16 protein-coding genes, 2 tRNA genes, 1 other RNA gene and 2 pseudogenes are annotated in these 21,243 nt (G+C 38.7%); 14 read left to right on the forward strand and 7 right to left on the reverse strand.

The window, feature by feature from the left end; all coding sequences use genetic code 11:
- The first annotated feature begins 72 nt into the window (after window positions 1-72).
- The 7 genes from Q9Q86_RS01460 to Q9Q86_RS01490 all read left to right on the forward strand — a co-directional run bounded on the left by Q9Q86_RS01460 (window position 73) and on the right by Q9Q86_RS01490 (window position 9,778).
- Window positions 73-2,010, forward strand: coding sequence for a multicopper oxidase domain-containing protein (locus Q9Q86_RS01460; protein ID WP_151708171.1), 1,938 nt, complete (start codon window positions 73-75; stop codon window positions 2,008-2,010).
- Window positions 1,997-2,827 carry a copper resistance protein B gene (locus Q9Q86_RS01465; RefSeq protein WP_005403764.1) on the forward strand — a complete coding sequence of 277 codons (831 nt, stop codon included), beginning with the start codon at window positions 1,997-1,999 and terminating at the stop codon, window positions 2,825-2,827. Before Q9Q86_RS01460 ends, Q9Q86_RS01465 begins: the two co-directional genes overlap by 14 nt.
- A gap of 112 nt (window positions 2,828-2,939) precedes the next feature.
- Window positions 2,940-3,335: a hypothetical protein gene (locus tag Q9Q86_RS01470; RefSeq protein ID WP_039908973.1), complete on the forward strand. Its 396-nt coding sequence runs from the start codon at window positions 2,940-2,942 to the stop codon at window positions 3,333-3,335.
- Window positions 3,336-3,414: 79 nt separating this feature from the next.
- Window positions 3,415-4,719, forward strand: a complete 1,305-nt coding sequence (locus Q9Q86_RS01475; RefSeq protein ID WP_039908975.1) for a TolC family protein — start codon at window positions 3,415-3,417, stop codon at window positions 4,717-4,719.
- A complete protein-coding gene (locus tag Q9Q86_RS01480; protein WP_004880415.1) occupies window positions 4,719-6,218 on the forward strand; it encodes an efflux RND transporter periplasmic adaptor subunit in 1,500 nt (499 codons plus the stop codon). The genes Q9Q86_RS01475 and Q9Q86_RS01480 overlap by 1 nt, the downstream gene beginning before the upstream one ends.
- A 14-nt stretch (window positions 6,219-6,232) precedes the next feature.
- Window positions 6,233-9,379 carry an efflux RND transporter permease subunit gene (locus Q9Q86_RS01485; protein WP_112987585.1) on the forward strand — a complete coding sequence of 1,049 codons (3,147 nt, stop codon included), beginning with the start codon at window positions 6,233-6,235 and terminating at the stop codon, window positions 9,377-9,379.
- Between the two features lie 33 nt (window positions 9,380-9,412).
- Window positions 9,413-9,778, forward strand: coding sequence for a copper-binding protein (locus Q9Q86_RS01490; RefSeq protein WP_112987586.1), 366 nt, complete (start codon window positions 9,413-9,415; stop codon window positions 9,776-9,778).
- Window positions 9,779-9,890: 112 nt separating this feature from the next.
- Here the strand turns inward: Q9Q86_RS01490 and Q9Q86_RS01495 are convergent.
- Window positions 9,891-10,181, reverse strand: a pseudogene (locus Q9Q86_RS01495) (integrase); the annotation flags it as partial.
- A gap of 74 nt (window positions 10,182-10,255) precedes the next feature.
- Complete coding sequence (locus tag Q9Q86_RS01500; protein WP_112987587.1) at window positions 10,256-11,503, reverse strand: integrase arm-type DNA-binding domain-containing protein; 1,248 nt, start codon at window positions 11,501-11,503, stop codon at window positions 10,256-10,258.
- A 317-nt stretch (window positions 11,504-11,820) separates the two neighbouring features.
- Here Q9Q86_RS01500 and coaD point away from each other — a divergent pair, with 317 nt between their 5' ends.
- The 5 genes from coaD (at window position 11,821) to Q9Q86_RS01525 (ending at window position 13,411) form a co-directional block, all read left to right on the forward strand.
- Complete coding sequence (coaD, locus tag Q9Q86_RS01505) at window positions 11,821-12,312, forward strand: pantetheine-phosphate adenylyltransferase (protein WP_004913971.1); 492 nt, start codon at window positions 11,821-11,823, stop codon at window positions 12,310-12,312.
- 1 nt (window position 12,313) lies between these two features.
- Window positions 12,314-12,577 (forward strand): YfhL family 4Fe-4S dicluster ferredoxin, encoded by a 264-nt coding sequence (locus tag Q9Q86_RS01510; protein ID WP_112987588.1) that lies wholly within the window; start codon window positions 12,314-12,316, stop codon window positions 12,575-12,577.
- Window positions 12,578-12,603: 26 nt separating this feature from the next.
- An RNA gene (gene rnpB / locus Q9Q86_RS01515) (RNase P RNA component class A) lies at window positions 12,604-12,959 on the forward strand.
- 62 nt (window positions 12,960-13,021) lie between these two features.
- Window positions 13,022-13,098 (forward strand) — tRNA-Met (locus tag Q9Q86_RS01520).
- Between the two features lie 236 nt (window positions 13,099-13,334).
- Window positions 13,335-13,411: transfer RNA gene (locus tag Q9Q86_RS01525), tRNA-Met, on the forward strand.
- Window positions 13,412-13,486: 75 nt separating this feature from the next.
- Here Q9Q86_RS01525 and Q9Q86_RS01530 read toward each other — a convergent pair.
- Window positions 13,487-14,518 carry a hypothetical protein gene (locus tag Q9Q86_RS01530; RefSeq protein WP_112987589.1) on the reverse strand — a complete coding sequence of 344 codons (1,032 nt, stop codon included), beginning with the start codon at window positions 14,516-14,518 and terminating at the stop codon, window positions 13,487-13,489.
- Window positions 14,511-16,136 (reverse strand): NAD+ synthase, encoded by a 1,626-nt coding sequence (locus Q9Q86_RS01535; protein WP_112987590.1) that lies wholly within the window; start codon window positions 16,134-16,136, stop codon window positions 14,511-14,513. The genes Q9Q86_RS01530 and Q9Q86_RS01535 overlap by 8 nt, the downstream gene beginning before the upstream one ends.
- 835 nt (window positions 16,137-16,971) lie before the next feature.
- Here Q9Q86_RS01535 and Q9Q86_RS01540 point away from each other — a divergent pair.
- Window positions 16,972-17,136, forward strand: coding sequence for a hypothetical protein (locus Q9Q86_RS01540; RefSeq protein ID WP_171293778.1), 165 nt, complete (start codon window positions 16,972-16,974; stop codon window positions 17,134-17,136).
- 56 nt (window positions 17,137-17,192) lie between these two features.
- Here Q9Q86_RS01540 and Q9Q86_RS01545 read toward each other — a convergent pair.
- The 3 genes and pseudogenes from Q9Q86_RS01545 to Q9Q86_RS01555 form a co-directional block, all read right to left on the reverse strand.
- A pseudogene (locus tag Q9Q86_RS01545) lies at window positions 17,193-17,717 on the reverse strand (hypothetical protein).
- A 61-nt stretch (window positions 17,718-17,778) separates the two neighbouring features.
- A complete protein-coding gene (locus Q9Q86_RS01550; RefSeq protein ID WP_004952667.1) occupies window positions 17,779-18,231 on the reverse strand; it encodes a CopD family protein in 453 nt (150 codons plus the stop codon).
- A gap of 18 nt (window positions 18,232-18,249) precedes the next feature.
- The gene (locus Q9Q86_RS01555; RefSeq protein WP_087540700.1) at window positions 18,250-19,479 is read right to left on the reverse strand and encodes a beta-ketoacyl synthase N-terminal-like domain-containing protein; all 1,230 of its coding nucleotides are present in this window, start codon (window positions 19,477-19,479) and stop codon (window positions 18,250-18,252) included.
- Between the two features lie 289 nt (window positions 19,480-19,768).
- Here Q9Q86_RS01555 and Q9Q86_RS01560 point away from each other — a divergent pair, with 289 nt between their 5' ends.
- Window positions 19,769-21,121 carry an EcsC family protein gene (locus Q9Q86_RS01560; protein ID WP_112987592.1) on the forward strand — a complete coding sequence of 451 codons (1,353 nt, stop codon included), beginning with the start codon at window positions 19,769-19,771 and terminating at the stop codon, window positions 21,119-21,121.
- Window positions 21,122-21,243: the final 122 nt, after the last annotated feature.

A 21,243-nucleotide genomic window follows, 5' to 3' on the forward strand; every position in this document is an offset into this window, starting at 1 on the left:
TTGCTTTATTACTTCAATCTTGACCTTTCTAAAGGTGAGATAGAATGTCAAAAAATCTAAAGGTGAGATAGAATGTCAAAAAAGTTAAGTCATATACTCTTAATTGGAGTTGGTTTATTTTCATCAACTTGGGTAATGGCGGCAGTTAAAGAATATGATTTAACAATCGCTGAACAAACTGTAAATATCACAGGAAAACCAGTTGAGAGAATTACTGTAAATGGTAAATTCGTTGCACCACTTCTTGAATTTGAAGAAGGTGATGAGGCCGTTATCCGTGTTCACAATAAGTTAAAAAATCAGGACTCTTCAATCCATTGGCATGGCTTATTATTACCTGGAATTATGGATGGTGTACCTGGATTTAACAAATTTCATGGCATTGCCCCTAATACAACTTATGAATATAAGTTTAAAGTCCGCCAAAATGGTACTTATTGGTATCATTCACATAGTAAAGGACAAGAACAAGACGGTTTATATGGTGCTTTTGTTATTTATCCTAAAGATAAAACTCCACTAACAGCTGCTGAAAAAACCGATAAAGATTACGTTGTTTTGCTTTCTGATTTTCATAATTCAACAAGTGATCAAATTATGAAAAATATTAAAAAAGAAGCAGACTACTATCAGAACCGCCGCGAAACAGTATTCGATGTATTAAAACAAGTTAAACGTGATGGGCTAAAAGCGACTTGGCAGGACCGTTCTATGTGGAATCAGATGCGAATGCTGAAAACAGATATGTCCGATGTCACAGGTTATACATTTTTAATGAATGGCAAGACACCTCAGCAAAATTGGACGGGCAACTTCAAAGCTGGTGAAAAAGTTCGCCTTCGTTTTATTAATGCTTCCGCTATGTCATTCTTTGATGTACGCATTCCAAACCTAAAAATGACAGTGGTAAGTGCCGATGGTCAACCTGTAAAGCCCGTTCCTGTAGATGAGTTCCGTATTGGTACTGCTGAAACTTATGATGTCATTGTTGAACCGAAACAAGCCCATTACCAAATTGAAGCTGAATCTATTGATCGTACTGGATTTTCGGTTGGAACCTTACATGAAGAAAGCAGACCAGCAGTCAAACAAATTGAGATGCCTAAGCCTCGTCCTCGTGCTTTATTGACTATGGAGGATATGGGGATGGATCATGGCTCTTCATCTGGTATGAACCATGATATGTCTTCTATGAAAGGCATGAATCACGATATGTCTTCTATGAAAGGTATGGATCATGATATGTCTTCTATGAAAGATATGAATCATGATATGTCTTCTATGAAAGGCATGAATCACGATATGTCTTCAATGAAAGATATGAATCATGATATGTCTTCTATGAAAGGCATGAATCACGATATGTCTTCTATGAAAGGTATGGATCACGATATGTCTTCTATGAAAGGTATGAATCATGATATGCCGATGAATAGCGCTACTGTTAAGGCGGCTTCAGACAAGAATGATAATACCGTATTTGGATGGGCAAATGCTTCAACACCTGAAGGTAATAAAGCATTGCAATATAGTGATTTGAAATCGTTAGATCCTCAAAAAGACACTCGTGCAGCTGAACGTGAAATAGAGGTCCGTCTTGGTGGAAACATGGAGCGTTATATTTGGACTATTAACGGTAAGAAGTTCAATGAAGCAGAGCCGTTTAAAGTGAAATATGGCGAACGTATTCGCTTGAAATTTGTCAATGACAGTATGATGGCTCACCCAATGCACTTCCATGGGATGTTTATGCAGCTTGAGAATGGTCAAGATCCTAGCAATATGCCAAACAAACATACGGTAATTGTTCCACCTGGGAAAACGATAACCACGCTATTCACGGCCGATGAATTAGGTGAATGGGCTATTCATTGTCACCTGCTTTACCATATGAGTGCAGGAATGATGAATAAACTCATTGTAGCTCAAGTGGAAGATGGTAATTCTACAAAGACTGTTCCTCAGTCCCAAGTAAATGAGAAGGGAGTAAATCCACATGCAAATCACTAAGAATTTCTTCTCAAAAACAGTCTTATCAATTGCATTAGTAAGTATATCAAACTTAACTTTTGCTGATAACAGTACTTCGCAACAAGAAAGTAATATTACAAATGGGGGAGATAATATTATTCTGACCGCAAGTAAGAGATCAGCCCCATCTAATGATGATCATCTTAAAGAACATGGCGGACAAATTTATCAATTAACAAGACTTGAAAATGCATGGTTAGTTGATGAAGACGGTAAGGGCAACCTAGGAACAAGGTTTGATACTTTAATTGGGACAGATGAAAATCGTCTATTTATTGAAGTCAATTCGGAAAAGCCAGAAAGCAGTGATATTAATTATGATATATCTGCACTCTATAGTCGTAATGTAGCCCCATTTTGGGATGTTCAAGCTGGGGTAAGGTATAGTGAGGACAAAAATAACCGTAATAGTAATCGCATTGATGGCGTTATTGGATTATTAGGTCTTGCTCCTTATTTCTTTGAAACACAAGCATATCTTTATGGCGGTGAGAATAATTTTTGGGGAGCAAGTTTTGAATTAGAACGTGATTTGCTTTTAACTCAGAAACTTATTACTCAACCTTATATCGAAGCAGATGTAGTATTTAGTGATGATTCTAACTATGCTGCAAAATCAGGTTTATCAGAACTAAAAACTGGTATCCAAACCCGATATGAGATTACCAAGCGAATTAGACCTTTCATTGATGTTGCTTACCAATATGAAAAAGGACAGAAAGCCACTTCTATGCAAGAGGCAACAGAGTCTGAAAAGGGATGGAAATATGGTGCAGGCATCGAATTAGTTTTTTAAAATAGTATGACTTGGAATCATGAATGGTAGCTTCGGCTACTATTCATGAAATTGTTGTCATTTCCTTTCGAATCTGTAAAACTAAAAAAGCTTAAATTTTGGTCTTATCTCTATGCAGTGGTTAAAAACATGCCTATCGCTGTTTTTATCGTTTGCTATCCTTTTAGTAGGATCGGCTGCTGCTGCTTCGTCTGTACATAAGCGGTGTTTAATGCCATCTGAACAGATGAAATCCATGCAAATGGAAGCATCTCAAAACCAGGATATGATGCATACCGACTGTATGAAAGTTGAAGCAAAGGCCAAAAAATCTTTACATGATCCATCCTGTATGTCTGAGCAGGAGTGCATTATGTCTTTTGCCAAGATTGCGTATACCCCTTCTACGCAAGAATTTCTGTACGCAAAGGTGTTCCCTCCTATAGAGCGATCGGCTTTTTATTCTCTGGATCAAAACCTTCCTGCTCCTTTTCCTTCTGTTCTTTGGAAACCCCCACGCTCTATCTAATTTAATGATTCATCGTCATTCATAGCATTTTTATGGATGTTCTGCGCGTGCGCGTGTATATCATTTTAGAGCTAAAAATATGAAATTTTATAAAGAAAAGCTATCTCGCAGGGTGAGATGGCCGATAGGTGTGATCTGTTTTTCTCTGGTCTATGGCCAAGTCTATGCTCAGCCAATGACTCTGGATACAGCTTTGAAGCTTGCTGAGCAATATGCGCCTACCTTAAGAGTAAATAGTGCCCGGATTGAAGGGGCTAAGGATATGGTTTCAGCTTCAGGGATTTTACCCAACCCTAAACTATTTGTAGGTTTAGAGAATTACCCTGTATCCGGTGATGCGTCATGGTCAGTCACACAAGATGGCATGACCATGCAGAAAATTGGCGTTATGCAAGATTTTCCAAACCGCGCCAAAAGACAAGCCGAGGTCGAGTTAGCAAAAGCTGAATTGGGTTCAGTCACTGCTCAAACTGAGATTCTACGTATTGAGTTACGTCAAAAAGTTGCATCTGCTTGGTTTAAACGTTTTTATCTTGAGCGTAAATTGGCGCTATACGATGAACTGTTTTCAGAGAATCGATTACTTTCTCAGATGACCCAAACACAGGTCACCTCTGGTCGGACAATGGTTGCTGATGCACTTGATCCAAAACAAGAAGCCACGGTATTGCTTGACCAGAAGGATGATTTGCTTCGTGATTTAAATAAAGCCAAGCTAGAGTTGCATCGCTTGATCAGTGCAGAGCCTACCGAAAACCTTACTCAAATTGAAACCTTACCTGACCAAGCTCCATCCATCCATCTTGATTCATCAAAGTTATATCATCATTTGCATCAACATCCTGAATTAAAAGCATTTCAGGCAGAAAAGAAAACTGCTGAAGCAAAACTGAAGCAAGCTCAGGCTTTACAGAAACCAGATTGGGGGATTGAGCTTGCTTATCAGCATCGAGCACGCGAATTTGGCGATATGATCGGGGTTCAACTCACAACAGAGCTTCCAGTATTTTCAAAAAGACGTAGTGGGCCGCTCGTTCAGGCAGCTTTAGCCGAACAAAACCGGATCATTGCCGATCAAGAAGTTCAATACCGTGAACATCTCACCATGCTGGATGATGGGTTATCTGATCTTGATGCGCTTGATCAGCAAATTAGACGTGCAATGCAAATAAGTATTCCACTCGCTAAACAAAAAGTGGGTTTACAGTTGGCAAGCTACCAAGCTGGTAAAAGCAATTTGTCTGATGTTATTACTGCCCGACAATCTCTTTTAGAACAACGTTTGCGTCTCATTGATCTTCAACAACAACAAGCAATTACAACAGCACAACTTTATTTTGCCTTTGAAGAGCCGACCTTAAACCATGCTGAGGAGCAGCCATAATGTTAAGAAATAAATTGGCAATGACTGTCATGGGAGTTGCCACAATTAGTCTTGTCGTAGGTGGCGGTGCCGGATATTGGTTTGCTCATCAGGAAGAGGGTTCTCAATCGGCATTGGTAAGCCAGAAGCAGGATGCTAAAGTGCTTTATTGGTACGATCCAATGAAACCAGAACATCATTTTGATAAGCCAGGCAAGTCTCCTTTTATGGACATGCAACTGGTACCTAAATATGCAGACGAAAATACTGCGATGACGGATGAAAGTCGTCCTACAGTCAAAATAGATCCATCTCTTCAACAAAATTTAGCCATCCGTTACGGCACTGTTGAACAGGCTGTAATTGGAAATGCCATGTTTACTAATGGCATATTACAAGCAAATGAACGGCAAACAGCTATTTTACAAACTAGAGCAAGTGGCTTTGTTCAGCGAGTGTATGGGCATGCTGTTGGAGATATGGTGACCGAAGGAAGCCCTATAGCTGATATTTCAATACCCGAATGGACTGGAGAGCAAACTGAATTTTTAGCTGTGCTCCGTACTGGAGATCGTTCCCTTATTCAAGCAAGCCGTCAACGTTTGCAGCTTTTAGGAATACCACAAAATGTGATTCATCAAGTTGAGCGAACTCGTCGAGTGCAATCTAATATAACTTTGCAAGCTCCCATTAGTGGATTTATTGATTCACTAGAAGTCCGCAATGGTATGGCTTTGGCTATGGGACAAACCTTGGCCACAATTAAAGGTATCAACCCGATTTGGCTAGAGGCAGCCGTTCCTGAAAAACAAATTGCTGGAATCAAACGAGGTATGAGTGTAGAAGCCAATTTTGCTGCTTTTTCTCAAAAAGTAACTGGCAAAGTTATCGACATTTTGCCTACCTTAGATACAACATCAAGAACTATTAAAGTTCGGATTGAATTACCAAATCCTAGTGGTCAACTTAAGCCAGGGATGTTTGCTTCTGTCAATATAATAAATAATCCCCAAAGCAGTTTGGTTATACCAGAGCAAGCTGTTATACGGACAGGTACTCGGAATGTTGTCATTGTAGGGCATGAGCAAGGACGTTTTGAACCTGTTGTTGTACAGTTAGGTCAAAGTGATGGCAATAAAATTGCAGTCCTGCAAGGGTTGAAAGCTGGTCAGAAAGTAGTGATTTCAGGACAATTTCTGATTGATTCTGAAGCAAATTTGCAAGGCGTATTGGATAAGCTCAACACTGGGCAACCAATTGCATCATCTCAAACGATTAAGAGGTCAACATATCAAGGTCTTGGTAAAGTTGAAAAAGTCACAAATCAAGATATTACCATTTCACACCAAGCTATTCCTGAGTTGGGCTGGGGTGCTATGACTATGAGCTTTAAACAACCAGTTCAACCATTTACCCAAATTCAGCAAGGCGATCAGGTCCGTTTTGGGTTTACACATACTGGAGATGCTTACGTTATTTCTGACATTTCCAAGATGTCCATGACATCTATGAAGAACTAAACGGGAGAACCATTATGATCGCTCGTATTATTCGTTTTTCAATTTTGAATCGTGTATTTGTCTTATTGGCAGCTTTAATTCTGGCAGCTTGGGGTGTTTGGGCTGTAAAAAATACTCCGGTTGATGCTTTACCAGATTTATCTGATGTGCAAGTGATTGTCAGAACTAATTACCCAGGTCAGGCACCACAAATTGTTGAAAATCAGGTGACGTACCCTTTAACAACAACGATGTTATCAGTACCTGGTGTTAAAACTGTTCGTGGTTATTCTTTTTTTGGTGATTCATTTGTATATGTCATTTTTGATGAACATACCGATCTTTATTGGGCCCGTTCGCGTGTATTGGAATATCTAAATCAGATTCAGGGAAGAATTCCTGCAAATGCGAAATCTTCATTAGGGCCAGATGCCACAGGCGTTGGCTGGGTTTATGAATATGCGTTAGTTGATCCAACAGGACAACATGACCTTTCACAACTGAGAAGCATACAAGACTGGTTTTTAAAGTATGAACTAAAGACATTACCCAATGTGGCTGAAGTTGCCACGATTGGGGGAATGGTGAAGCAATATCAGGTTGTTTTAGATCCAAGTAAAATGGCCGCCTTAGGAATTACTCAAAACAATGTCATTGAAGCGATTCAAAAGGCTAATCAGGAAACTGGTGGTTCAGTCCTTGAAATGGCTGAAACTGAATATATGGTACGAGCTTCTGGTTATTTAAAGACATTAGATGATTTTCGCCAGATTCCACTACGAACAAATAGTTTGGGTGTTCCTGTTTCTTTAGGTGATGTTGCAACTATTCAACTCGGACCGGAAATGCGTCGTGGTATCACTGAGCTGAATGGACAAGGTGAAACTGTTGGCGGTGTTGTGATTTTACGGGCCGGTAAGAATGCACGTGAAACGATTACTGCTGTGAAAGCAAAACTGGCTGAATTGCAACAAAGTTTACCTAAAGGTGTGCAGGTGGTTCCCGTATATGATCGTAGTCAATTGATCGATCGGGCTATAGAGAATCTCAGCCATAAATTGATTGAAGAGTTCATTGTGGTGGCTTTAGTCTGCGGACTGTTTCTATGGCATTTACGTTCAGCAATGGTGGCTATTGTTTCTCTACCACTTGGGATTTTATCGGCTTTCCTGGTCATGTATTATCAGGGGTTAAATGCCAATATTATGTCTCTGGGTGGTATTGCCATTGCGATTGGGGCCATGGTCGATGCTGCGGTTGTGATGGTTGAAAATGCACACAAACATATAGAAGCTTGGCAGCATGAGCATCCTGATCAAATCTTAGCACCACAAGAACGTTGGGATATTATTGCTCGGTCAGCCAGTGAGGTTGGTCCTGCTTTATTTTTCTGCTTACTTATCATTACCTTATCTTTTATTCCTATTTTTACTTTACAGGCACAAGAAGGACGCTTGTTCTCGCCATTGGCGTTTACCAAAACCTATGCCATGGCAGCGGCAGCAGGTTTATCCATTACCCTGATTCCTGTTTTGATGGGTTATTGGATCCGCGGGAAATTACCGTCTGAACAACGTAATCCACTAAATCGTTTTCTCATCAAAATATACCGTCCTATGTTGGATAAAGTTTTAGCTTATCCAAAGACGACATTACTGGTTGCATTGCTTATTTTTCTAGTGAGCCTTTACCCTCTGACCCGTTTAGGTGGAGAATTTTTACCTAACATGGATGAAGGCGATTTACTATATATGCCGTCGGCTTTACCGGGATTGTCCGCAGCCAAAGCTTCTGAACTGCTACAGCAAACAGATCGAATGATTAAAACGGTTCCAGAAGTTGCGACAGTATTTGGTAAAGCAGGGAGAGCTGAGTCAGCAACAGACCCTGCGCCTTTAGAAATGTTTGAAACCACGATTCAGTTCAAACCACGGTCTGAATGGCGCTCAGGTATGACACCTGACAAATTAGTAAAAGAACTGGATAAAGCAGTTCAAGTACCGGGTTTAACGAATATTTGGGTGCCACCTATTCGTAACCGGATTGATATGTTGGCAACTGGGGTGAAAAGTCCAATCGGGATTAAGATTTCAGCAAATGATCTGCAAGATATTGATCGGGTAGCACAGCAAATTGAACAAGTGGCTAAACAGGTGCCCGGAGTTAGCTCGGCTTTGGCTGAACGACTCACAGGTGGTCGATATGTTGATGTCGATATTAACCGTATGCAGGCTGCACGATATGGCCTCAATATCAACGATGTGCAGCAAATTGTATCATCTGCGATTGGCGGGGAAAATATTGGTGAAACTGTTGAGGGATTAGCAAGATATCCTATTAATGTACGTTATCCACGAGAGATTCGAGACTCATTGGAAGCTTTGAGAAATTTACCGATTGTAACTGAATCTGGACAACAAATTGTATTAAGTAGTGTTGCCAATATTCAAATTACAGATGGCCCTCCAATGCTGAAGAGCGAAAATTCCCGCCCTAGTGGTTGGGTTTATGTAGACGTACAAGGACGTGACTTAGCTTCGGTTGTGCAAGATTTGAAGCAGTCTATTGATCAAAAAGTAAAACGCTCCTCTGCCATGAGCATTAGCTATTCAGGGCAATTTGAGTTTATGGAACGTGCTAATGCGCGTTTAAAAGTCATCATTCCAATTACATTGATGATTATTTTTCTACTGCTCTATTTGATTTTTAGACAAGTACAAGATGCAGTTCTGATTATGGCAACGCTACCTTTTGCTTTGATTGGTGGTATATGGGCCATGTATTTGAGCGGTTTTCACTTTTCAGTTGCGATTGCAGTTGGTTTTATCGCACTTGCAGGTGTTGCTGCTGAGTTTGGTGTAGTCATGTTGTTCTATTTGAAGCAAGCAGTTGAACATGCACAGCAAAACCTATCTTCTTCAACGACATCCTTAACGGAGCAACAACTCAATGATGCAATCCGAACAGGAGCTGTACTACGCGTTCGTCCTAAAGCCATGACGGTTGCCGTCATTTTGGCAGGCTTAATTCCTATACTTTTAGGGACTGGGACAGGTTCTGAATTGATGAGCCGTATTGCTTTACCTATGGTTGGGGGCATGATTTCAGCTCCTCTACTGTCAATGTTTGTTATCCCGGCTGTATATCAGCTTTTAATCAAAAGAAAACTATCAACACATTGATCGTTTTATTATTTCGTCTAAAGAGGTTTTATTATGTTGAAATTCATGAAAATTATTGCTCTTGTTACCACTATTGCTGCATTAAGCGCATGTAGTAAAAATGAAGCATCAGAGCAGAAGAAAGCAGACGCACCTATGGAGCAGATGAATAAGGAGTCTTCTACCGCTACAACGGCTCAAGCCGTTGGCGTGATTACTGCTATTGATACGAAAGAAAATATTTTAACACTCGACCATGAAGCAATTCCTGCGATTAATTGGCCAGCAATGAAGATGGGCTTTAAAGTTGCTGACCCATCCTTATTAAATGGTTTAACCGTAGGAGACAAAGTTGACTTTGAATTAAAAGCAGATGGTGAAATTTACACAATCGTAAGTGTTAAACCAGAAAACAAGTAATGTCAAAAGTATAACTAATATCAAGAGTACAGAGCCTGTAAAAAAATCTGTGTAATTCCCTTTAAAACGAATGCTTCAGCCATCTAAGGCTGAAGCATTCGTTTTATGATGTCTAGTTAAAGTGTGTACAACAGAATTCAGTCCAATCAGCCATTAAACCTTTACGTTTTTCAAGGTACCCTCCACGTAAGTAAGAAGCTTCAACTTCATCGGGAAGTTTATGGGCAAGTACATGCTCACAAACTTCCCGTGAATAATCCGTTTTATCGGCTGACCAATCACGGAATGTAGAGTGGAAACCATGTGTCGTGATCACTCTGTTTTATTTTGGATCTATCTAGCCTAAGCCATTTTGTTTATACATGTATTTTATAAATGTAGTCACAGACATATCCGAAAGCAAATATCGGTAACTGTCAGCTTAGGTTTGAGCTAATACAAATTATTTAAAATCTCCAGTCAGCCAATATCCTAACTTCATACGCATTTATTTTTTTCATTTATATTCTCTTCAGTCTTCCAACTGTCAACAATGTCAGCCCAATCTTGCATCATTTTCCGTCTTTGTTTTAGATACTTAGAATGATTATAAGAGGCTTTAGTTTTATTAGATTCAGCATGTGCTAATTGTTTCTCTATCCACGCTTCTTCATAATCTTTTTCATATAGTAAGGTTGATGCTGTGGCTCTAAAATCATGAGTAGTTACATCTTTAAGACCGATATACTCCAACATGCTATTTAAAGTTGATGGTGAAAGCATCCCGCTACTCTTTTTGCTAAAAATAGCAGGGAACACCAAAATGCTATCACCTGATATTTCATACTGCTGCCGCAAAACCTTATATGCCTGATCTGAAATTGGCAATACATGGATTCTAGCTTTCTTCATCACTTCTATTGGAAATGTAATTAATCTTGATTCAAAGTCTACCCATGACCATTGCATCTTCCTGATTTCTACAGCACGTAGCATTGTGTATAAGAGGATAAAGCCTGCATTCTTTACAGTTTGTGTGCCATTGTATTTAGGTAGGCTTGTTCTAGCTTTATATCGTTCTTCTTTCGTTAATGCTCTTGCATGATTGACACGAGGACGTTTAATTACATCACGTACTGCATAAGTAGGATCATTCTCAGCACGAAGCGTCGCTATAGCATATCGAATAACCCCCCCAACAAATCTTCTGTTCTCAAGTGCCGCAGAAGCACCAGTAAATCTTCCATTTGATTCTTTTACAACACGTTCTACAGTGTTATCAAGTATTTTAAGCACATCTGCTGATGTTACCTCGTTTATATTCTTCTTCCCAATAACAGGTGAAATATCTTTTTCTAAAGCAATATCAAACTTCCCTTGATATGTTTCAGACTTTGAACACATTCGTTTCAGTTTAAATTCAGCAGCAATTGAATCAAAGGTATTAGTTGTTTCAGCTAATGCCTGAGCTCTAATATTTTTTCGATCTTCAACAGGATGTATGCCTTTTGCTAGCTTTGCTCTCATTTGGTCTTTTAAAGAACGAGCCTCGGCTAAACTAATAGCAGGGTATTCCCCCAAGCTCATTGATGATTCTTTACCCTGAAAAACAAATTTAAATCGCCATACCTTAGCACCAGTCGGTCTAATCTCTATATATAGTCGATCAGAGTCTAGTAGTCTATATAATTTATCTTTTGGTTTTAGACTCTTAATTTTGACATCAGAAAGTTTTGTAGTAGCCATTGAGAGTATTTTGAATGAAATGTTACCCGTATTATTACCCGTTTTTATAAGGAATTAAAAGATACTAAAAAGAACTAATAAGAATATTATTTATTTTATTTCAAATACTTATGATCATTAAAAGAACTGTAAGGAATTATAAAAAACATTAACCATTATTATTTTTTACAACTGTTGCTTGCGCCATAATTCAAACTTCCACAATTGCATCTATTGTGCCGTAAAACGTAACCTTTTTCCATTGTTTAGGAATTTCGCGTTTATTGCGAACTTTTGTTAAAATACACGCCTTATCTCATTCACTTAGAGTACAACGCATGTCTAAAACACGTGTGATTTATCCAGGGACCTTTGATCCGATTACCAATGGACATGTTGATTTAGTTGCAAGAGCATCAAAAATGTTTGATGAAGTTGTTGTTGCAATTGCGATTGGTCATCATAAAAATCCTGTGTTTAGTTTAGAAGAGCGTGTTGAGTTAGCCAAAGCATCATTAAGTCATTTAACCAATGTTGAGTTTGTAGGATTTGATGGCTTGTTGGTTAACTTTTTCCGTGAACAACGTGCTACAGCTGTACTTCGTGGTCTAAGAGCGATTTCTGACTTTGAATATGAATTCCAATTAGCCAATATGAATCGCCAGCTTGATCCTCATTTTGAGTCTGTATTTCTAACGCCTTCAGAGCAATACTCATTTATTTCATCGACATTAGTTCGTGAAATCGCTCGTTTAAAGGGTGATGTAACCAAGTTCGTGCCTGCTGTCGTCGTTCAGGCATTTGAGCGTAAACATCAACAAGGTTGGTAGCGTGTCTTTATATATAACAGATGAATGCATCAATTGTGATGTCTGTGAGCCTGTATGTCCCAATGAAGCAATTTTTATGGGGGAATCAATCTATGAGATTGATCCTGCGCTTTGTACAGAGTGCGTGGGTCATCATGACAAACCGCAGTGCCAACTATTTTGTCCAGTTGATTGTATTCCTCTTGATCCCAATCATGTTGAGTCACAAGACCAACTGATGGAAAAATATAAAAAATTGACAGCGCAAAAAAATACAAGCAATTAACTTTGAACTTTGATAATATGCGCCTCGAAGTGGGCTGGACGGTCGCTGCTGTGGAGGTCTCCGTGACTGAAGCAGGGGAGGAAAGTCCGGGCTTCATAGGGCAGGGTGCCAGGTAACGCCTGGGCGGCGAAAGCCGACGGCAAGTGCAGCAGAGAGTAGACCGCCTCATTCGTGAGGTAAGGGTGAAAGGGTGCGGTAAGAGCGCACCGCGTGTCTGGTAACAGTTCACGGCAAGGTAAACCCCACCAGAAGCAAGACCAAATAGGAATCCTGAGGTACGGCCCGTACTGGATTCGGGTAGGTCGCTTGAGCGTATGAGTGATTGTACGCCTAGAGGAATGATCGTCCTCGACAGAACCCGGCTTATAGGCCCACTTCTAAGTTTTTTTGAAAATTGTGCTTGACGTGTGTAGCGAAAGTTAAGATAATGCGCCCACAGTTTTCGGCTATGTAGCTCAGTTGGTTAGAGCACCGCACTCATAATGCGGGGGTCACAAGTTCAAGTCTCGTCATAGCCACCATTTTATAGACCACGCTCCTGCGTGGTCTCTTTTTGTCTATTGTTTTTATAATTTTTTTAAATACCTTTTTAACAAACTAATTTTACAGTTTAGTTAAGTGTTTAAATTTTTATGAAATTGCCGAAAAATGATCAAATGTGATTTAAAAGAATAAAAACTGTTCATATGTTCCATATTTTCAACGTCATAGGCTTGACCGTTTAAGCGGAACACTAGATAATGCGCACACAGTTTACGGCTATGTAGCTCAGTTGGTTAGAGCACCGCACTCATAATGCGGGGGTCACAAGTTCAAGTCTCGTCATAGCCACCATTTTAAAAACCACGCTCCTGCGTGGTTTCTTTTTATCTAATAGTTTTTTTCTACTCAGCGCTGACTTGAGTTAGATTAGAGATGTTTTTCAATAACTTGTAGGGTCTGAGGGTTGTCGTAGAAAGGTTTTAAAACCATGTGAATAATAGGTTCTAACACATTATGTTCATCTAAGGCTTTAACAACTTTTGGATAAAAACGAACTGCCTCATTGCGTAGATCGCTTTCTTCCAAGCCAATAGCTATGAAAACATCTTGTAGGCTTTCATCTTTATAAAAATCATAGAAAACTTTAACGCCATAGAGAATCAGATCTTGCAAAAATGAAGACTGGCGTAATTCTTTCCAATACTCATAGATCATCACAAAGAACTCTTCTACATCTAGAGGAGTGACTTGCTTAGTGTATTCAGAGAGTGGTTTAGATTTATTATCGTCCCATATATTGCGTGCCAAACTTTCTAGATCATCATTTGATAATAGACTCAAATCAACAAGTTGTTCTTGAATAAAGCGTGCAATACTTTCTTCTATTTTTTGCTCAATACGTTGTTGTTGGCGATAGGAAAAAGTTTTTAATTTCTGCTGCCATTCATATTTACTATCTTGAGCTTTTTCTTCATCAGCTGTAGCAAATAGTTTGGGTAATTTATTCTGTAGTGTAGAGGTTGCTATATATAAGCAGAGTTGCTCAATGGATGGGCTTTCTTTTAGAAATTTATTCAAATATTGTCGAATATTATCTAATTCTAAGATTTTAGATAGCCACATTTCAAATTGATGATCTGAGAATACATCTTGGAGTTGTGCTGAGGATTGCAAGGAAAAAACATGAAGACGCTGGGCAATTTCTCCAATGAATTCTAATAGTCCAGCACCTAATTGCATTTCAAAAGCATAGCGTTTAACTACAGCTTGAATTTGATCAAGCTCTACAACTTCTTTCAGTTTTATATTCGGAGCATGTTGTAAAAAAAGCTGAATAAACTGTTGGAAAAACTCGGGTGAGAGTTGAGTAGTGAGTTGGTTTTTATAAAATGCCACTTGCTCAAGCATAAGTGCTTGAGCAAGTAATTGTGACTTTTCAGAAACAATTTTTTCAGTCATTCGTTGTCCATCCGTTGACGATAGGGTAGCGTCGTTCACGGCTAAAAGCACGTGAGCTGATGCGTGGTCCGATTGCACCTTGACGACGTTTGTATTCGTTGCGATCAACCAATCGAATCACTTTTTCTACCACTTCTGCTTCAAATCCTCTTGCAATAATATCTGCTTGGCTTTGATCTTCTTCGATGTATGCATAAAGTATCGCATCAAGCACATCGTAAGCTGGTAAAGAGTCTTGGTCGGTTTGATCAGGGCGTAACTCGGCAGAAGGAGGTCGGCTGATTACGCGCTCTGGAATTACTGGGGTTTCACTTAAGGTATTACGATATTTTGCTAATTCAAATACGATAGTTTTGTAGACATCTTTCAATACAGAAAAACCACCAACCATATCGCCATAAAGGGTGCAGTAACCAACTGATATTTCAGATTTGTTACCAGTCGATAATACGAGATTACCAAACTTATTAGATAAGCCCATCAATAGCGTACCGCGAGTACGTGCTTGTAAGTTTTCTTCAGTTGCATCAGCTGGTGTGTTTCCAAAGAATGGATAAAGCGTTTGCATAAAGCTATTTACAATAGGGTGGATCTCAGCAATACCAAAAGTTACGCCCATACGACGAGCTTGCTCGGTCGCATCTTCCACACTCATTTGTGACGTGTATGTATATGGCATCATCACTGCTTGAACTTTATCTGCACCGATCGCATCCACTGCGATTGCAAGTGTTAATGCAGAATCAATACCACCAGATAAACCTAAAATGACACCTGGGAAGCCTGAACGTTGAACGTAATCACGAGTTGCCATTACGAGTGCTTGATAAATTTCAGCAAAGGTTTCAAGTGCAGGAGCTGATTCAGTTTTTTTGAATTCTTTTTGCTCTGCATCATATTCAACAAAATAAATTGATTCTTGGAAACTTGGAGCTTGTAGTGCGATGTCTCCATTTTTGTTGGTTACAAAACTTGAACCATCAAAAATTAGATCATCTTGACCACCTACTTGGTTAACATAAACCAGATTGAGATTTAACTGTTTAGCTAATTCATTTAAAGTTTGGATGCGATGTTGCGGTTTACCTACTTCGTAAGGTGAAGCATTAAGAACCAATGCTGTTTCTACATTGAGCTGGCTTAATTGCTTAACAGTATTCAGTGACCAAACATCTTCACAAATAAGTACACCAAATTTATGACCTAAATATTCAAAAATTAGATGCTGATGACCTTCTTGGAAGTAGCGTTTTTCATCAAAAACACCATAATTTGGCAAGTTATGCTTATTATAAATCCCTAAAACTTGTCCATCTTTCATCACGGCTGCTGAGTTATAGCGGTAGCCATCTTCGGTTTGATGAACAAAACCAAATACCATGACGATATCTTTGACTTCACTTAATTGTGCAAATGCTTTCTGAGTGCGTTTGCTTAAATTAGGTCGAATCAATAAATCTTCAGCTGGATATCCGATTGTTGATAATTCTGGAAAGATGATTAAATCGGCTTGCTGCTGTTTTGCTAAATTTGCTTGCTCAACCATCTTTTGAGTATTTGCGTCAATATTGCCAATATGCGGAGAGAACTGGGCAAGGGCAATTTTAAAATTTTTCATTCAAACTTAATCCTGAGTCTTAACATGTGTTGATATACAAGTTCTTGATTTGTGTAAGTATAATTTTAAAGAACGTTGTATATCATAGCGCCAAACATTCTATATCTTAAAGAAAAATGACAAGGTGTCTAATATATACTAATTGCACATTTTTCTGCGTAAAAATAACAAGTTTTTCTGTTTTAAAGAGCAACATTTTTAAATGGTTGCGTAGTGATGGTGCATGACTATGAATAAACTTAGCATTGTCATTTATTCTTTTTTTTCGTGTCACTTTCGCATACCGAAATGACAGTTCAATGACATGAATAGAAACACTCTTTTTTTGATTATTTCGGTAAGGGGATAAAAAAATACAAAAAATTAGAGTTTTCTTAAAATTTAAATCTATCAAAAACATAATTTTATTGAAATGAGTCTTTTTTGTCCGTTCGTCGGGAATCCTTTTGCTACACTTGAGTGTACAATTGTGCACTGCTATTATCCTAATTAATGTGAACATCTGTACACTAGATGTAACAGTAAAAATATGCATTTCGCATATAAAAAGAGGAAATAGAAATGTCAGTACTTTTAGTTTTAGTTGTTGCGTCTTGTTCTGCTATCGCAGTAGGTCGTGTGGGAACTATCTTGTTAAACCAAGATGATAAATAAATAGTTTTATAAATAATGGTCTGTTAAGAGAGGTAATGATTATGTCAGTTGTATTTTTTCCAGTAATTGCGTTTGGTTTAGCTGTTGTAGTTGGTCGTATTGGTACTTTAATGTTCCAAGAGCAAGTACAAGAGTCAGAGTAAGTTTGATTAATTAAACTTTTGATGAGAGGTAATAAGTTATGGTGATTCCAACAATCTTATATCCAGTAATTGCTTTTGGATTGGCAATTAGTGTGGGACGTATCGGTACAATTGTTAAAGATGCGATGTGTGTAGATTTTACGACTGAAATGGATGATAGTCATGAACTTAGCTCAGAGAGCAGTAAAAACACAGCAGCATAGAATTGCTAATGATGTTTCAAGCTGAAAAGCCCTGTAAATAAACGACAGGACTTTTTTTATTTCTGAAGAATAATATTTGGAACTTTTTTTAGAAAAATATCACGTGCGATGTCACCTTGCTGTTCAATGTTATATTCATTGAATTTCTTTCCAACTATAAATTGATACCGGTAAGGGTTGTATTGTTTAAAACTTAGATAATAACCAAGTTGCAATATTGCGCCTTTTACAATCACATTTGTGTTTTGCTGAAACTGCAGAATATGTGCAAGTTCATGAATGAAGAGACTTTGCAATCCGATTGAACATTTTGATTAATCTTTACTAAAATATTTTTGATGAACGTACAGGTTGCCATTTGGCGCTATAAATATGTTTTCAGGTTGCCAAGGTAGATAGGGGATATTGAAAATTTTTACTTCTGAATAATGAATAAGTTCACCAAATACAGATTGAGCAATCGCAATTTCACCATGAGTTAAGCCACGATACTCAAATTCTTGTATGTTGAGAAAGGAAATCAGTTCAGAGATCAGTCGAGATCTTAACCATTCAATACGATGCTTTAGAAGTTTGTTCATTTGAGTTCTATAATTGTATTTGATTAAAAATATGACCTCAATTCAAAAAAAAAAGCCCCAGTTAAAACTGAGGCTTTACAACAACGAGAATGACAACTGCAAATAAAATCACTGTTGGCATTTCATTAAAGAAGCGCCAAAACTTATGAGATTTATAATGTGCATTCCCGATGAGTTTCTTTCGGTAATAGCCACATACAAGATGGTAAATGACTAGGAGTCCGACTAAAGCCACTTTAAGATAAAACCATAAGGCTTCATGATAATGGCGAGTGGCATCACCCCAATCCACAAGGAAATGGGCAGTCACAAGCGTGGCAATCATTGATGGCCACATGATGCCACGATATAACTTACGTTCCATTACTTCAAAGCGTTGATGACTTACAGCATCCTCACTCATCGCATGATAAACATAAAGCCGTGGTAGATAGAACAACGCAGCGAACCAACACACCACAGCAATAATATGTAATGCTTTTACCCACAAGAAAGCATCAGAAGGTGCATCCATCGATAATCCTACGTGGGATTATGTATCCCACTTCTTGAAAATAAGGCAAGCGTTAACACCGCCAAAGCCAAAACTGTTACTCATCACAGTATTCAGTTTTGCATCACGTTTTTCAAGTACAATATCGAAACCTTTCGCGCCTTCATCCAGTTCTGTAACGTTGATGTTCGGTGCGATAAAGTCATTTTGCATCATTAGTACAGAGTAGATTGCTTCCTGTACACCTGCTGCACCCAAACTGTGGCCAGTCATTGATTTGGTTGAGCTTAGTGCAGGTACATTACCTTCACCAAAAGCACGTTCCATTGCTTTTAATTCGGTTACGTCACCCGCAGGTGTTGAAGTCCCGTGAGTATTGACATAGTCGATTTGTTCAATGCCGTGTTGTTTTGCTTCATCAAGTGCCATGAGGATACAGCGCGTAGCACCTTCACCAGATGGAGCAACCATGTCTGCACCGTCACTGTTGGCAGCATAAGCGACTACTTCTGCCAAAATGTTCGCACCACGAGCTTGAGCATGCTCAAGTGATTCAAGAACCACAAAGCCACCACCACCCGCGATCACGAAACCGTCACGGTCAGCTGAATAAGGACGAGATGCTGTTTCTGGTGTATCGTTATATTTAGAACACAATGCACCCATAGCATCAAAAAGTAAGCTTTGAGACCAGTGATCTTCTTCACCACCACCAGCAAGCATTAAATCTTGTTTACCTAATTGAATCAGGTTGTAAGCATAACCAATTGCATCAGCAGAAGTTGCACATGCACTAGTAATAGAGTGAGCAATACCTTGTAGTTTTAATGCAACACCAACGTTTGCAGTAATCGTATTACTCATGTTGCGTGGAACAAAGAAAGGTCCAATTTTACGTGCACCTTTTTCTTCCAGTAATTTAACCATCTCTGCAACAGAAGCAGTTGAGTTACCACCACTACCACCTGCAATACCGTATCTTGGGTTGTTAGCTAGGTCTTCTTGTTTGAGACCTGCATGTTCAACGGCTGCAATAGCGGCATTGTAAGCATACATCGCACACACGCCCATGAAGCGTTTCAATTTACGATCAATGCCATCAAAATCTTGAACAGCTGCTGCGCTCACATGACTTTTGAAATTAAGTTCAGCATAAGTTGGGTTAAAACGTGTCCCAGAGATTCCATTTTTTAGAGAATGAGTAACCTCTTCCAAAGAGTTACCGATACATGAGTTGATGCCCATACCAGTGATTACAACACGTTTCATTTACAGTTCCCTTTTATGGTAATACTAAGCCTTGTACAACATCGCTATAGTTAAAATCAGGAGAAAATAACGATCAAATCGGCTCATGAGTGAATGACACCATGATAGCAGAAAGGTTTTTTATTTCTTATGGCAAATATTATGTCTATTTTCAGTTATGTAAAGATTAGTAAGTTTAGAACGACTTAAGGTGAAAGCTAATGAAATTATACAGATTCAAGTTGAGATAAATCTGTATTCAACCTAGTATTTACCTAGAAATGCACAGATTAAAGAATAGAGGTACTTGATGACAAATTCTAAAAATAAGCAAACTTCAGGTTTATTTGCCCAAGCATTTGGAGTGGCTAAAAAGCTCAGCTCTGAATTGCAAAAACTTCAAGTAGCCCCGATAACATCTGGTGCGAAACTTTCCAATTCATCTAATATTGTTGAAGGAAATGCGCGTTTCAAAAGTCCATTTGAAGTTGAGAAATATGAAAGCCCTCAACAGATGCTGCGTCAACAACTTCCTAAATTGTCACATCAATTGCTAGGTAAGCATTATACGAAGGTAAATAATGTGGCGACTTTTGTTTCACCTGATTTAGGTGAAAAAGTTTCAGATTATTTATTTCAATGGTTGAATGAATTTAGTTCAAATAGTTCTTTGACTGAAAAGATTCTCGAAGAAGCAGGAGTTAAAGATCTTGCTGAGTTGACACAGGATACTGGGCGCTCGCAACGTTTAAGTCAGGCACTCATTGAGCAAAATAAATTACTTGCAGCTGCTCAGGGATTAATTACTGGTGCTACTGGAGTTTGGGGTGCTGCAATCGATATACCTGCTTCGATCGTTTTGGCATTACGCACGATTTACCAAACTGGTCGCTCTCATGGTTTCGATTTATCTGAAGAGCTTGATCAAGATATCGTGGCCTTTATTTTTAAAGAAATTGATTTAGGTCTTGTCGCAGAAAAACAAACATTATTACTTGCTTTAAAAGCTTTACAATCAATGTTAGACACGCATGATTTGCAACATTTTCAACAGTTATTAGGCTCTAATAATGATGTTGAATTGTTGAAGAAGTGGTTGGTTGATGCTGATGGACAATTTAAGTGGGGGTGGTTAAATCATATTCCACAAGCTTCAGTGATTGGGAAACTAACACCGATCGCGGGTGCAGTTGTCGGTGGTTTTTATAGCTGGAAACTTCTAGAAGATGTGGGGCATAAATCACAATCAGTATTTGGTGCGGCGCGATTCTATATAAATGAGCATCCTGATGAAAAGATTTCTCCATTAGAGGCATATTACAAAGCTGAAGCATTATTAAGAAAAGCAAGTCCAAAACTTTTACAAGCAACAGAACTTGATGTCGCAAGTAAAATAGCTCCAGCCGAAAATCTAAAAAATGATGTCATTACTCATGTGGCTGTTCAGACAAAAGATGAGCTCATAGAAAATTCAACAAAAGATGAAAAGGTTGAAGAGGGTATTCTGAAACTTGCTGAGCAACATGTAACAGAACATGAATATTCCCAACAAAAACCAGCGATTAAAGCGACTGATAGTGATGACACCTTGGCTGATGAGACTGAACAATTATCCGAACAAAAGACAATAGATATTGAGCCTGCATCAACAAAGCATAGCTAATATATATGTGATGTATAAAAGCATCTAAAAGTTAACAAAAATCTAGAAATGGTCAACACTTGCTTTAGCCTGCAATGTTGACCATTTTTACTTCTTGACTTACAATTGTGTGCCCTTAAAAA

The organism is Acinetobacter sp. A22, from assembly GCF_030913345.1.
In the GTDB taxonomy this organism is placed as follows: Bacteria; Pseudomonadota; Gammaproteobacteria; order Pseudomonadales; family Moraxellaceae; genus Acinetobacter; species Acinetobacter junii.

Coding starts and splice junctions, on each gene's coding strand:
- Q9Q86_RS01460 (WP_151708171.1), top strand. CDS start 73: ATGTCAAAAAAGTTAAGTCATATACTCTTAATTGGAGTTGGTTTATTT.
- Q9Q86_RS01465 (WP_005403764.1), top strand. CDS start 1,997: ATGCAAATCACTAAGAATTTCTTCTCAAAAACAGTCTTATCAATTGCA.
- Q9Q86_RS01470 (WP_039908973.1), top strand. CDS start 2,940: ATGCAGTGGTTAAAAACATGCCTATCGCTGTTTTTATCGTTTGCTATC.
- Q9Q86_RS01475 (WP_039908975.1), top strand. CDS start 3,415: ATGAAATTTTATAAAGAAAAGCTATCTCGCAGGGTGAGATGGCCGATA.
- Q9Q86_RS01480 (WP_004880415.1), top strand. CDS start 4,719: ATGTTAAGAAATAAATTGGCAATGACTGTCATGGGAGTTGCCACAATT.
- Q9Q86_RS01485 (WP_112987585.1), top strand. CDS start 6,233: ATGATCGCTCGTATTATTCGTTTTTCAATTTTGAATCGTGTATTTGTC.
- Q9Q86_RS01490 (WP_112987586.1), top strand. CDS start 9,413: ATGTTGAAATTCATGAAAATTATTGCTCTTGTTACCACTATTGCTGCA.
- Q9Q86_RS01500 (WP_112987587.1), bottom strand. CDS start 11,503: ATGGCTACTACAAAACTTTCTGATGTCAAAATTAAGAGTCTAAAACCA.
- coaD (WP_004913971.1), top strand. CDS start 11,821: ATGTCTAAAACACGTGTGATTTATCCAGGGACCTTTGATCCGATTACC.
- Q9Q86_RS01530 (WP_112987589.1), bottom strand. CDS start 14,518: ATGACTGAAAAAATTGTTTCTGAAAAGTCACAATTACTTGCTCAAGCA.
- Q9Q86_RS01535 (WP_112987590.1), bottom strand. CDS start 16,136: ATGAAAAATTTTAAAATTGCCCTTGCCCAGTTCTCTCCGCATATTGGC.
- Q9Q86_RS01540 (WP_171293778.1), top strand. CDS start 16,972: ATGGTGATTCCAACAATCTTATATCCAGTAATTGCTTTTGGATTGGCA.
- Q9Q86_RS01550 (WP_004952667.1), bottom strand. CDS start 18,231: ATGGATGCACCTTCTGATGCTTTCTTGTGGGTAAAAGCATTACATATT.
- Q9Q86_RS01555 (WP_087540700.1), bottom strand. CDS start 19,479: ATGAAACGTGTTGTAATCACTGGTATGGGCATCAACTCATGTATCGGT.
- Q9Q86_RS01560 (WP_112987592.1), top strand. CDS start 19,769: ATGACAAATTCTAAAAATAAGCAAACTTCAGGTTTATTTGCCCAAGCA.